This window comes from Acetobacterium paludosum (assembly GCF_008086595.1).
Taxonomy (GTDB): Bacteria; Bacillota; Clostridia; order Eubacteriales; family Eubacteriaceae; genus Acetobacterium; species Acetobacterium paludosum.
The window spans coordinates 90,152-103,432 of record NZ_RXYA01000016.1; the positions used below are offsets into that span (position 1 = coordinate 90,152).

Annotated in this window: 12 protein-coding genes; all 12 read left to right on the plus strand. The window is 40.0% G+C overall.

Features of this window, described 5'->3' with window-relative positions; translation table 11 throughout:
• Positions 1-18 precede the first annotated feature (18 nt).
• The 12 genes from FZC41_RS15345 (at position 19) to FZC41_RS15400 (ending at position 13,229) form a co-directional block, all read left to right on the plus strand.
• Positions 19-762 carry a class I SAM-dependent methyltransferase gene (locus tag FZC41_RS15345; RefSeq protein WP_148568323.1) on the plus strand — a complete coding sequence of 248 codons (744 nt, stop codon included), beginning with the start codon at positions 19-21 and terminating at the stop codon, positions 760-762.
• 116 nt (positions 763-878) lie between these two features.
• Positions 879-2,477 (plus strand): ABC transporter substrate-binding protein, encoded by a 1,599-nt coding sequence (locus FZC41_RS15350; RefSeq protein ID WP_148568324.1) that lies wholly within the window; start codon positions 879-881, stop codon positions 2,475-2,477.
• 116 nt (positions 2,478-2,593) lie between these two features.
• On the plus strand, positions 2,594-3,571 hold the full coding sequence (locus tag FZC41_RS15355) for an ABC transporter permease (protein ID WP_148568353.1): 978 nt from the start codon (positions 2,594-2,596) through the stop codon (positions 3,569-3,571).
• An 11-nt stretch (positions 3,572-3,582) separates the two neighbouring features.
• Positions 3,583-4,452 (plus strand): ABC transporter permease, encoded by an 870-nt coding sequence (locus FZC41_RS15360; RefSeq protein WP_243136741.1) that lies wholly within the window; start codon positions 3,583-3,585, stop codon positions 4,450-4,452.
• 28 nt (positions 4,453-4,480) lie between these two features.
• Positions 4,481-6,202 carry a dipeptide ABC transporter ATP-binding protein gene (locus FZC41_RS15365; RefSeq protein WP_148568325.1) on the plus strand — a complete coding sequence of 574 codons (1,722 nt, stop codon included), beginning with the start codon at positions 4,481-4,483 and terminating at the stop codon, positions 6,200-6,202.
• 43 nt (positions 6,203-6,245) lie between these two features.
• On the plus strand, positions 6,246-7,115 hold the full coding sequence (locus FZC41_RS15370) for a class I SAM-dependent methyltransferase (RefSeq protein WP_148568326.1): 870 nt from the start codon (positions 6,246-6,248) through the stop codon (positions 7,113-7,115).
• A gap of 31 nt (positions 7,116-7,146) precedes the next feature.
• Complete coding sequence (locus tag FZC41_RS15375; protein ID WP_148568327.1) at positions 7,147-7,659, plus strand: flavodoxin family protein; 513 nt, start codon at positions 7,147-7,149, stop codon at positions 7,657-7,659.
• Positions 7,660-7,980: 321 nt separating this feature from the next.
• Positions 7,981-9,540 (plus strand): ABC transporter substrate-binding protein, encoded by a 1,560-nt coding sequence (locus tag FZC41_RS15380; protein WP_148568328.1) that lies wholly within the window; start codon positions 7,981-7,983, stop codon positions 9,538-9,540.
• Between the two features lie 34 nt (positions 9,541-9,574).
• On the plus strand, positions 9,575-10,531 hold the full coding sequence (locus FZC41_RS15385) for an ABC transporter permease (protein WP_243136742.1): 957 nt from the start codon (positions 9,575-9,577) through the stop codon (positions 10,529-10,531).
• On the plus strand, positions 10,524-11,339 hold the full coding sequence (locus FZC41_RS15390) for an ABC transporter permease (RefSeq protein ID WP_170254012.1): 816 nt from the start codon (positions 10,524-10,526) through the stop codon (positions 11,337-11,339). The genes FZC41_RS15385 and FZC41_RS15390 overlap by 8 nt, the downstream gene beginning before the upstream one ends.
• Positions 11,336-12,283: an ABC transporter ATP-binding protein gene (locus tag FZC41_RS15395; protein WP_148568329.1), complete on the plus strand. Its 948-nt coding sequence runs from the start codon at positions 11,336-11,338 to the stop codon at positions 12,281-12,283. The genes FZC41_RS15390 and FZC41_RS15395 overlap by 4 nt, the downstream gene beginning before the upstream one ends.
• On the plus strand, positions 12,267-13,229 hold the full coding sequence (locus FZC41_RS15400) for an ABC transporter ATP-binding protein (protein ID WP_148568330.1): 963 nt from the start codon (positions 12,267-12,269) through the stop codon (positions 13,227-13,229). Before FZC41_RS15395 ends, FZC41_RS15400 begins: the two co-directional genes overlap by 17 nt.
• Positions 13,230-13,281: the final 52 nt, after the last annotated feature.

Sequence of the window (13,281 nt, forward strand, 5' to 3'; positions counted from 1 at the left end):
ATTGAAAGAAGGATTGCTATGGACAACAGCATGGGAAAATACTGGACACAGGCATCTGAGAATTATGGAAGAATTATTGATGATGAACTCAATAGTTTTAGACCGGATGCCTGGAAATCTTTAATTTTTGGAGAAGTATTTACAGAAAAAAAGCTCAAAATATTGGATGTCGGGACTGGACCGGGTTTTTTTGCCATTATTTTGAGTCAGGAAGGTCACGAAGTGACAGGTATCGATTGTTCGGAGGGAATGCTGGCTGTTGCCAGAGAAAATGCCCGAAAAAACAGGGTAAATCCGACGTTGCGGATGATGGATAGCCATCATCCGGATTTTGAAGACAGTACTTTCGATTTAATTGTGAGCCGTAATCTGACTTGGACGCTGAAAGATCCGAGAGCTGTTTATCAGGAATGGCATCGGATTTTAAAACCGCTTGGGAAATTGCTGATATTTGATGCAAACTGGCATCATTATTTTTTCAATGAAAATCTGATGAAAGAAGTCAAAAGAAGGGAAAAACAATGTGTTGAAAAATACGGTTCCACCTTTTCTGGAGATCGGGCCGGAGGTTTAACGATCGATTACAAGTTACTGCCTTTTTCAAAGATCATGCGGCCAGACTGGGATATTGATGCATTAAACGATTGTGGCTTTACCAGCGTTGATTATATCCGTGACATTACGGAGAAAGTATGGGATGAAAAAGAAAAACTGCTGTATGGTGCATCACCGATGTTTATGGTTTCGGCGTTAAAAGGATAATATGGAGTAAATATAAAAAAGCAAGAGAAATATTAGCAGAAATGCTGAGACCAAAAAAAAAATCAATTTAGTAAAGTATAAACTGGTAAATTGAATTAAAGAGAGAGAGGAAGCGAATGTTAAACATAAGGTTGAAACAATGGACAGTACTGCTGTTAATTGCATCACTGGTCGTGATGCTACCGGGCTGCGGCAATACTCAGTCAAAATCAGAAGAGGAAAATAACCTGGCGAATCAGAAACAGGTGGAGGTCATTAAATTGGCTGGTGGCGATTGGGGTTATCCCACTCCTTACGGGATTTATCCCAGAGGTCCGGGCTCACGTAAAATGGCATTGATTTTTGATTCGTTGGTAAAAACGGATACAGATAGTAATCTTATTCCCAAGCTGGCCATCGAATGGCAGGCAAGCGATGATGGACTGGTTTACACGCTGAAATTGCGACCGGATGTAAAATGGAATGACGGAGAGGCATTCACCGCGGAGGATGTGGTTTTTAGCTACAATTACCAGAAAACATACCCCACTGTGAGTGCTGCTGATTTTTCAAAAATCGCCAGCATGGAAGTGGCGGATCCCCAGACGGTTAAAATAACAATTACCGAAGCGAATGCTAAATTTCTGACGACACTCACGGGTTTTATGATTATTCCGAAACATGTATGGGAGACGGTAACAGATCCCAACAACTATCAGGATGCCAAGGCGGTTGTGGGAACAGGTCCGTATAAATTGACGGATTACAGCAAGGAACTAGGAAGTTATCGTTATGTAATCAACGAATATTTTTGGGGAAGTGAACCAAAGGTTAAAGAACTTAAGTTCATTCCGGTAAGTGAAGAGATTCTGGCCTTTGAACAGGGAGATGTTGATCGGATCAGCATCACGCCGGATGTTTTGGACCGTTTTGAAAACAATGATGAGTATGAAGTGATGCAGTATGTCACCACCTGGGCTTATCGACTGTACTTTAATATGAATACTCAACCGGAATTTGCGAATGTGACCTTTCGTCAGGCCTTGGCCTATGCCATCAACCGTCAGGATTTGGTTGATAAAATTGAACGTGGGGCGGCAGTACCCGGAAATCCCGGAGTTTTACATCCGACCAATAAACTCTACAACAAGGATGTAGAACAATATCCATATGATACGAAAAAAGCTGAAGAATTGTTGGATAGCATCGGTTTTAAAGATACTGATGGCGATAAAATCAGAGAAAACGCCAGTGGCGAAAAACTGAGTTTTATGTTATTGGCAGATGAGGGCAGTGCACGGTTGGCGGACCTGATCAAGCAGGATCTTTCTTTGGTAGGAATTGAGATAAATGTACAAACGACTGACACTAAAAGCAGAGATGCGCGTTTCGCAGCGGGTGACTTTGAGATGGTCATTAACGGCAGCGGTGGCGGAGAAGATCTCAGCGAGATCACGAACATTAAAAAATCAGCAAAAGCCACATCAACGACTGCACAGGTAATTGGCTACAACAATCCGGAAGTTGATCGGTTGTACACGGCTCAGCTTAACGCAACTGACCCGGCCGAACAATTAAAACTCAGTGGCGAACTTCAGAGCATTGTGGCTCAGGAATTGCCAAAGCTGACGCTTTATTATACAAACACGATAGCCGTGCATCGGCCAAAAGTTTATGATGGCTGGAGTAAGAATACCTATCATGATGATGATCGGGAGAATTTTGTAGCGGACTGAAAGTAGATAGCGATAGTTGAAATCAGATGGTTGTCAGATTGTTTTATGGGCTGTCATCCTAATTTTTCAGTAAATATTTCATGGAAAGGGGGGAGAATGTGAAACACAATAGAATAATGAAATTGTTTGAATACGGTTTAACCATTTGGATTATTATCACCTTGAATTTTCTTCTGCCCAGACTACTACCTGGTGATCCTTTTCTTTTACTTTCATCAGATAATGCTGAAAATGAAGAAATTGTTATGACACAGGAACAACGGGATTATTATGAAAGCTATTATGGTTTGGATAAATCGATGGGAGAACAATATGTAACCTACATTGGACAATTGATTCATGGCGATTTGGGGTACAGCATTTATTATAAAGTGCCGGTGAGTCAGATTATTTTAGGGCGTTTGGGCTGGACAGCATTTATGGTGGTATCCGCGTTGGCTGTTAGTACTGGAATTGGTGTGCTTTTGGGAAGTGTATCGGCCTGGTATCGTGAAAAATGGCCAGACAAACTGCTGTTTTTTCAAATGATTTTATTATCGGAAATTCCGGTTTTCCTGATTGGACTCATGATTTTGTTCGTGTTTTCGGCATGGTTAAGGATTTTCCCTTTATCCGGAGCCATGACTCCCTTTGAAGATTATACGAGCTGGTGGGATCAACTATCTGATATTTTGAATCATGCGTTTTTGCCAATTATGGTTTTATCCATTTCTCAGATGGGGGGGATTTATTTATTGGTGAGAAACAGTATGACCACTGTTTTGCAGAAAGACTATCTTCGAACGGCAAAGGCAAAGGGACTTAGTCAGAAGCGAGTGATTTTTCATCATGCGCTGAGAAATGCACTACTGCCGGTGGTAACTCGGATATTTTTGAGCTTGGGAGCACTTGTTGGGGGGGCGATACTGGTTGAAAATGTTTTTGCTTATCCCGGACTCGGACGGTTGATGCGAGAATGCATTCAAGTTCATGATTATCAGGTAGTCCAGGGAATTTTTCTGGTGGTAACAATTTTTGTTCTGTTGGCTAATTTTTTAGCTGATACGGTCTATAAATTATTAGATCCCCGGGTGAATGATTCTGGAAAGGTTTAGGAGCGGTAGGCGTGTCGAAAATAAAAAATAAAATGTTGAAAATTTGGAAAGTAATTAAAGACTTTTCTATACTGGGAAAATTGAGTCTGGTAATGCTGGTGTTGGTTATTTTAATGGCGATTTTTGCCACAAGTCTTTCAGTTTATCCCTATGATTTTTCTTCAGGCGATGCTCTTATGGCTCCCGGGAACGGGCATTTTCTGGGAACCGATGATTTGGGTATTGATCTTTGGGCACAGATTTGTTATGGCGCGAGAATCAGCTTGCTGATAGGTTTTGGAACAGCTATTTTGGCTGCTCTGGGTGGTGGTATGATTGGTGTTTTTTCAGGTTATGTTGGAGGAGTGCCGGATAAAATCATTATGCGGATCATTGATATTATAATGGTTATTCCAGATTTTCCGTTGATGGTTTTATTGGCGGCACTTCTGGGACCCAGTCTTTTGAATGTAGTCATTGTGCTGGCATTGCTCTCATGGGTCACACCAGCCAGAATTGTCCGTTCCCAGGTGATGATGCTTAAAGAACAGACTTATATTAAAGTTGCGGAGACTTATGGGGCAAGCAACTGGTATTTAATTTGGCGTCATTTTTTACCGGCAGTATTCCCTATTTTAGCCGTAAATATCATTCGGTTGACAGGAAGAGCCATTGTTTCAGAAGCGGGATTGTCATTTTTAGGATTGGGAGATCCCACTTCAAAAAGTTGGGGACTGATTATTCACTATGCAACCAGTTTTCCCGGGATTTATTATACGAATTTTTGGAAATGGTGGCTGCTGTATCCCTGGCTAATTTTAACCCTAGTAGTGATGTCGCTGGCTTTTTTAAGCAGGGAACTGGAACGTGTCATGGATCCGCGTCTTAGAATCAGGGCCTAAAGATAATTTTGAGTAAGGAGAGATTAAATTGATTGATGAAGGTCAATATTTGTTGGAAATCAAAAATTTCGGGGTAGAATATGACTGCGCAGATCCACCGGTAAGAGCAGTGGATGATATAAACATAAAGCTTGCTAAAAACGAAACGTTGGGTATTATCGGAGAATCCGGGTGTGGCAAAAGCTCCTTTGCAATGGGCATAATGGGACTGCTTAACCAGGCGAATGTAGAAGGTGAAGTAATCTATAAAGGTCAAAACTTGAACAGACTGCCTGAAAAAGAAATGCGAAAATACCGATGGAAAGAAATTGCGCTGGTATTTCAGAATTCGCTGGAGGTTCTTAATCCCGTACTCACTATTGGTGAGCAAATTGGAGAACCCATAAAAACCCATTATCACAATTCGTCAGCTGAGATTGATGTGAAGGTAATTGAGCTGATGAAAAAGGTTGGTTTGGATCCGAAGTGGCGGCAGGCTTATCCTCATCAGTTGTCAGGTGGAATGCGTCAGCGGGTGTTGGTAGCCATGGCTTTGTCCTGCAATCCGGAATTATTGATAGTCGACGAGCCGACCACGGCATTGGATGTCATCAGTAAAAATGAAATTCTGCGGATGCTGCAGATGTTGCAAAAAGAACTCGGGTTTACGATGGTGATCATTTCTCATGATCTCGGGGTGATAAAAAAGCTCACTAATCGAGTGATGGCGATGTACTGTGGACGTATTATTGAAAAGGGATTAACATCGGAAGTACTTAGAAATCCACTTCACTGCTATACCAGAGGACTTTTGAATTCTTCGCCAAATCTTTTCAAATACAAAGATTTGTGGGGGATTGATGGTGAACCATCTTCTGGAATTTCTACAAATGGATGCGCCTTTTATCCCCGTTGTTGTCAGCATGAGGAAAGCTGCAGTCATGAAAAACCGTCATTAGAATATGTGGCTCTGGAACACATGGTGGCCTGTCACAAAGGGGGGATTGAGACCTTTCTTAAGGCGGTTAACATTCGTAAAACATATAAATTGAAAGAAATGGAAATTGTGGCGGTTAAGGATGTCAGTATGGAAATAAAAAGCGGAGAAATTGTGGCATTGGTAGGGGAATCGGGTTCTGGCAAATCTACACTGGCCCAGGTGCTTGCCGGAGTCTGGAAACCGGACAAAGGCGAAGCTTTTTTCAAAAAGAAAAAACTTGAAGGTCATTGGGAGACAAAAATGATGGGTGGGATGCAGATTGTTTTTCAGGATCCCTTTTCAGCCACCAGCCAACGCATGAAAGTACTGGATGTTGTCAAAGAGCCGTTGGACATTATTAAATGGGGAAGCAGGGATGACCGGGACGAAGCGGGCATTAAAGCACTACGTGCTGTGCAGTTGCCCACCGCATCTGAATTTCTAGATCGCTACTGTCATGCACTGAGCGGTGGTCAGCGTCAGCGTTTGGCAATTGCCAGGGCTTTGGTTACCAGACCGAAACTTTTGATTGCGGATGAGGTGACCTCCATGTTGGATCCTTCAACCCAGGCCAATCTTTTAAGAAAGCTCAAGGGACTTCAGAACAGGCAGGGATTTGCTATGCTGTACATTACCCATGATTTGCATCTGGCCAGAAAAGTCGCGGATAAAGTTTATGTTATGTATCAAGGTGAAATTGTGGAACATGGAGTATCCGGTGATATCTTCAAGAATCCGGAACACATTTATACCAGACAATTGATGAAGGAATCCTTCAGAGATATGATTTAAAATTGAAACAGTTTGAAACGACAACTAACAGAAAGGTGAAAAAATGAAAGAAGAAATATTAAAGCTAAGAGATCCGGAATATTGGGAGAATATTTGGGAAAAATCGAAAACTCATAGAGACCATCCTGAAAGTGACGGACCTGCTTACAGTGTAGAATTATGGGAAAAACGGGCTGAGAAATTTAAGTCCAATGTTAAAGGAGAACGGGGTAAAAAGAGAACGGATGAAGTGATTATTTGGCTGGAAAATCAGGGGGTCACTCTTGAAGGGATGAAGATCCTTGATATTGGAGCCGGTCCCGGGGCTTTTTCTTTCGCTTTTGCAGAAAAGAATGCTGAGGTAACCGCTCTGGAACCGACAACAGCCATGTCATCATTTATAAAAGAACAAATTCAGAACGAAGGAAAAATCGGTGTGACGGTTGTTCAGGAATCATGGGAAGATGTGGATGTCGAAAAAATGGGGTGGACAGAGGCTTTTGATCTGGTTTTTATTTCCATGTGCCCAGGGGTTCACAATGCACAACTTTTTAAAAAAGCGATGTCCTGTGCAAAAAAATATTTGTATTTCAGCGGATGGGCTGGAAGAAGGGACAGTGAAGCTTTTGGAGAACTCTGGAAAGAACTGTATGGAGAAGAAATACTGATGTGGAGAAGTGATATTATCTATAATCTGAACTGGCTTTATACTCAGGGTTATAATCTGGCTTTTGAAGTAAAACAGAATGCCAGACCGGAAGAATTGAATATTGAGAGTGCAGTTGAAGAGTTTATGTCGCGATTGAATTTCTACGGGAAAGATACCATCGATTTGCAGGAAAAAGTTGCGGCATTTGTCAACGCCCGATCGGAAAATGGAATCCTTAAAACAAATGCAGTATCCCGCCGCGGGAAAATTTTAGTGAAGCTTTAGGCAAGAGTAAATGAGAGGAAGAAAGGAATAGATGAAAATAACAATATTATATTTTAGCAAAACGGGTAATACGGAAAAAGCAGCAGTATATATCAAAGAAGGTCTTATGGAAACCGGCAGTTTTGAAATCAGACTGATGAATTTAAATGAACCTTCAACCATGGATAATACCTTCATTAATGAAAGTGATACGGTAATTATGGGAACACCTACCTATGTTGCCAATATGTGCTGGCAATTTAAAAAATGGTTTGATACGGATTGGGATTGTCAGTTGGGTGGAAAACTGGGCGCTGCTTTTGCTACCGCCAACGCCATGCATGGTGGCGGAGATATTGCGCTACAAGGCATGATCAGTCATATGTTGGTCAGAGGGATGCTAACCTATTCGTCAGGAGCCGGTTGCGGTCGACCCTTTATTCATCTTGGACCCATTGGTATTGGCGTCAACAATGGAGTGGAAGAGCGAAAAGATTTATTCAATTTGTTTGGCAAACGGATTGGTGAACAAACAATTCGCCTATTTGGAAACACTAAAGTATGAGATACGGTTGCCAAAGTGAATTTTACTCACAAGATTCACACTTTCTAAAAAATGTTTGACAAGTATATACAAGTTGTGATATTATAACGAAAATAAAGCAACAAAATAAATATAATATAAAAAAAGATGAATATTATAATTAATTTAGCCGTGAAGGTTGATTTTCCTACTGTAGTAGGTGTCAATTTTCGCGGTTTTTTTATAAAAAATTTAAATTAAAGGACAAACGATTATAAAGAAACGATGGTAATGGAAAGACAATATATAGGTATTTTTAAAAATGATTTTAGAAAATATTGAAAAAGAAATTGAGGAGTAGGAATGAATTCAAAATTAAAAAAACTGTTGTGCTTTGGTATGGCAGCACTGATGCTGGTTGGTTCTGTTGGTTGCAGCAACGTTGGAGCAAGTGGTAAAACAAATCAAACGGAATTAAAAGTTGCTTATGGGAAAGATACCAATGTAATATCAGAAAAAGGAAATCCGGATATGCTCGTAGCGATATTTGCTGGAGAACGACTGGTTGAAGTTGTTAATGGTGAAGTAGTACCCAGTATTGCTGAAAGTTGGGAAGTTAAAAATGATGGAAGCTGTATTTCTTTTAAAATTAAAAAAGGTCTGAAGTTTTCAGATGGTACCGATTTAACAGCAAAGGAAGTCAGATTAATCTTTGATCGAAATATAGCACTTAAGAGTTTTCAGTGGACTGAAATGGATCGCGTTGAAAAAATTGAAGTACCGGATGATTACACAATCAATTTTTATTATAAAGATGGTATGGATGGATATATCGCGTTAGCGGGTTTTGCAGAATATGGAAATACGATTATCGGTTCAAATTCTTTTCAGACTCCTGGGGATCCCACAACACCAATTGTAAAATATACTAGTTTAGGGGCCTGGAAAATTAGTGAATATGTCAAAGACCAATATACAACATTTGTGCCAAATGAGAATTACAAAGGTGATGCGGTAAAACTTGAAAAAATTACAGTCAATACAATAACAGATGATGAAGCAAGAGTTCTGGCTATTCAGTCGGGAGATGTCGACGTGATCGTTGACTATTACCATGGTGGATCAGCTTATACGCCGAGAAATCTGCTGAGTACACTTAAAGAGGGGGGAGTTCAGGTTTTAAAACAAGAAATGCCGATGACAACAGTACTGGCATTTAATTATACCAACAATGATAACTGGAAAAATATAAAACTGAGACAAGTGATGAATTATGCCATTAATAAAGATGAAATAGCGGGTTTGTTTGATGGTTGGATCACTCCGGCAAATGATGCTTATTTTTCAGATTGTTCACCATTTACGACATCACTAGGGGTGCAAAGCTATAAATATGATCCGGAAAAAGCAAAACAATTATTAGCTGAATGCGGATTGACCGGTTTTTCACCAAAAATGCTTGTTAATAGTGATAATACCGATGAGGTAAAAATGGCCGAACTTTTAAAATCGATGTTACTGGAATCGGGCATTAACCTTCAATTAGAGGTCATGGATGCAACAAAGTATGCTGATGCTAAAAAAGGTGCCGATTGGGATGTAACTTCATATTACATTGGCGGACCGGAAAGAAGGATTTATTCACGGAATGAGGGCCGGTTTGATCCGTCAACACCTGAATTTGGAGCTTCTGGCTGTTATACCTCAGAAACAATTGTATCAGCCGTTCAAAAAGCGGTGGATCCATTTGATGTGAATGAACGAAAAGCAGGATTCAAAGAATTTTATGCAGCCATTGATGCTGAGGCTGCCTGTGTACCACTCTACTATAATGCGGTTTTCGTAGTAGCAAAAGATGGTGTTGAAGGAATTAAATTTATCGGTACTGAGCCGACATTTGATAATGTTACATATAAAAAATAAGTAAAAAGACATTTGGGTATCACGAGGTGAAAAGTTGATTAGATACATTTTTAGAAGGCTGCTTTATTTGATACCAGTATTGATTTTAACATCATTTTTGGCGTACATGTTGGTTTATTTATCCCCGAGTTCTCCGGCTCAAATTATTCTGCAATCCCGTTATTCGGGGGATCCGACGCAAGAACAAATCAATGATTTTAATCAAGAATATGGTTTTGATCAACCGATTTTAATCCAATATGCGAGCTGGTTGAAAAATGCGGTGAGAGGTGATTTGGGGAAATCATTAAGCGATGGGTCAGAGGTACTGGATGACTTTATTTACAGTTTTAAGGCCAGCGCAGAATTGTATTTTTCCAGTCAATTACTAGCATTGATCATCGCCCTGCCAATCGGTGTTTATTCGGCATTTAAAGCAAATTCAATATTTGATCGGATTAGCAGAGCGTATTCGCTAGTGGGAATGTCAATTCCTGATTTTTGGTTGGGAATGCTATTGGTGTACGTATTTTCAATTGTATTGAATCTATTGCCATCATTTGGATATACGTCACCTCAAAATATTATTCTGCCAATGCTGGCGTTAGGATTATCCAGCTCATTTTCATTAATTCGATTAGTACGAACAAGTGTATTAGAAGTGCTGCATCTGAATTATATCAGAACGGCTCGTTCAAAAGGTCTGAGTGAGGGTCAGATTATGATGAAACATGCATTAAGAAATGCATTGATACCAATTGTTACAGTTGTCGGCATTCATCTGACCCATTTTATCGGCGGGGCAGTAGCGGTTGAAACAATGTTTGCCTGGCCAGGTCTTGGTAATTTTTTTGCAAAAGCAGCGGGTAATCAGGATATTCCGGTAATACAGGGGTTTGTGCTATTAAGTGCGGTATTCTTTATCTTTGCGAATTTAATTATCGATATTATTTGCAAGCAACTCGACCCGAGAATTGATTATCAAAATGAAGGCGGCAAAAATAATGGGTAAAAATTTTAAAATAGGAGTTATTATGATTTTGTTTTTGGCAATTATTGTGTTTGCCGGACCATTAATTGCTCCTTATGATCCCAATGACGTAAACATGAGCATCCGGCTGCAGGGTGTCACTTCAGCTCATATTATGGGGACTGACCAGTTAGGCCGAGATTTATTCAGCAGATTGGTGTATGCAACCGGCACTTCCGTTAAAATATCATTAGTGGTTGTGATTGTTTCAATGGTGATTGGTTTTGTTTTTGGAAGCACAGCAGCATTTTTAGGCGGTGCGGTTGATGAATTCCTAATGAGAATTATTGACGTATTTATGGCATTCCCGACAAAAATATTCACGATAGCCATTGCGGGAATTTTAGGGGCATCGGCTTTTAATATTACACTAGCATTAATTATTACATCATGGGCGGTTTATGCGAGAATGGTCAGAGGGTGCGTTTTAACGGCAAAAGAAATGCCGTTTATTGATGCAGCGACGGCTTTAGGAGCGAATCGGTTTTATACAATCATCAAACATGTTTTACCAAGTGTCTTTCAGCCACTTTCAACTTTTGCGTTTCAAAGAATAGCTCATACAATGATGGCAATTGTGGGGTTGAGTTTTATCGGGCTCGGTGTGCAGCCGCCGACACCTGAACTGGGTGCGATGATCAGTGAATCCAAGAATTTCATGTCGACGGCACCACATTTGTTTATTTTCCCAGGTTTGCTGATTAGTTATGTGGTATTTAGTTTTAATATTTTAGATGATAGTCTTCGGGATTATTGGGATCCAAGAATAAAAAGTGAGTTGGCATTATGAATAAAGAAAAGCTTTTAGAAGTTGAAAAATTAAATATTAAATTTTTAACAAGTATTGGTGATGTGAATGTATCTGAAAATATAAATTTTCACCTCAAAAGAGGAGAAATATTTTGTATCGTTGGGGAAAGCGGCTGCGGAAAAAGTGTAGTAGCATTATCATTAACACGACTCCTGCCTGAAAACGCCATGATTAATGGCTCAATAAAATTTGAAGGCGTGGATATTGCAAATTTAGAGGATAAAGAATTTGCAAAAATAAGAGGAAGGAAAATTGCCACTATCTTTGAACAACCGATGAGCTGCATCAATCCAGTAATGAGAATTGGCAATCAGATTGCTGAAACATACCGTGCCAACTTCAAGTGTTCAAAAAAAGAAGCTAAAGAACAGGCATTAAAAAAACTCAAAGAGGTGAAATTGCCAATTAACCGATACAATTCATATCCACATGAACTCAGTGGCGGTATGCAGCAACGGGTGATGATTGCCATTGCGCTTGCCTGTAATCCGCAATTATTAATTGCCGATGAACCAACGACATCTCTTGATGTTACCGTTCAGTATCAGATACTGGAATTGCTGCAGGAAATTAAAGAAAAATATAATATGGCGATTCTCATGATTACCCATGATATGGCAGTTGTTCATGATATGGCAGATACAATTGGCGTAATGTATGCCGGAAATATGATGGAAATAGCAGCAAGAGATGCATTCTTTCAGCAACCACTTCATCCATATGCGCAAGAATTATTGAATGTGGTAAAAGATCCCTGTAATTATACAATACCTGGAACAGTCCCCAATTTAATGGAATCTTTTTTAGGTTGTCCGTTCGAACCAAGATGCAATAAGTCAACGGAAATATGCAAAACAAAAAAGCCTGAGGATATTGTGATGGGTAAGAGAATAGTGAGATGCTTAAATGTCGTGCCTAATTGAAGCCGTTAATTTGACGAAGGTTTTCAAAGATAAACATTTTTCGGTATTTAATAAAAAAGAAATCACTGCCGTGGATAATGTCTCGTTAACCGTAAATAGCAGTGAAAGTGTCGGTATTGTCGGTGAAAGCGGCTGTGGTAAGTCGATGCTCGGGAAAATGTTGGTCGGGCTGACATTGCCAACAAAAGGCAGCGTCTGTTATAACGGACGCGAAATATCAAAGCTCACTTTTAATGAGATGAAAAAACTGCGGCCGCGATTACAGCCGATTTTTCAGGATGCCGACAGTACCTTAAATCCCAAATTTACGGTGAAAAAGTTATTGGAGGAGCCGTTTGTAATTAATAAAATTCCAAAAGACGAAGCGAATCAGCGGATTGATGAATTGCTGAACTATGTTAATTTAGGCAAAGAATTTTACAATCGGTATCCGCATGAAATATCGGGCGGTCAGAGACAAAGGCTTGGCTTGGCTCGAGCCTTATCCCTAAAACCGGATTTCATCGTGGCAGATGAGCCGGCGGCTTCTCTGGATAGTTCTGTTCAGGCTCAAATTCTGCAGCTATTGAATCAAATGAAATCAAATAATGGACTCGGTCTTGTTTATGTATCCCATAACCTCAGAATTGTAAGCATGATGACACAAAGGGTTAATGTCATGTACTTGGGGAGTTTTGTAGAAACTGGAGATACAAAAGATGTTTTCGAAAATCCAATCCATCCTTATACAAAAATGCTGATTGGTTCAGTACTGACCATTGATGGAGAGAAAAGGAAACTTGGTACGAAAAAGGTTTTTGGCGAACCGCCCGATCCCAAAAATCGAGCGACAGGGTGTGCTTTTCATCCAAGATGTGATCAGTGTACACAAATATGTAAAGAAGAAAGACCCGAGCTAAAAAAAGTTGGAGAAAAAAATCGATTTGTTGCCTGCCACAATATATAAAGTTGAGTGACATTGCCCAAGCTAAAAAAATAATGCGATAACGAGAGGATAA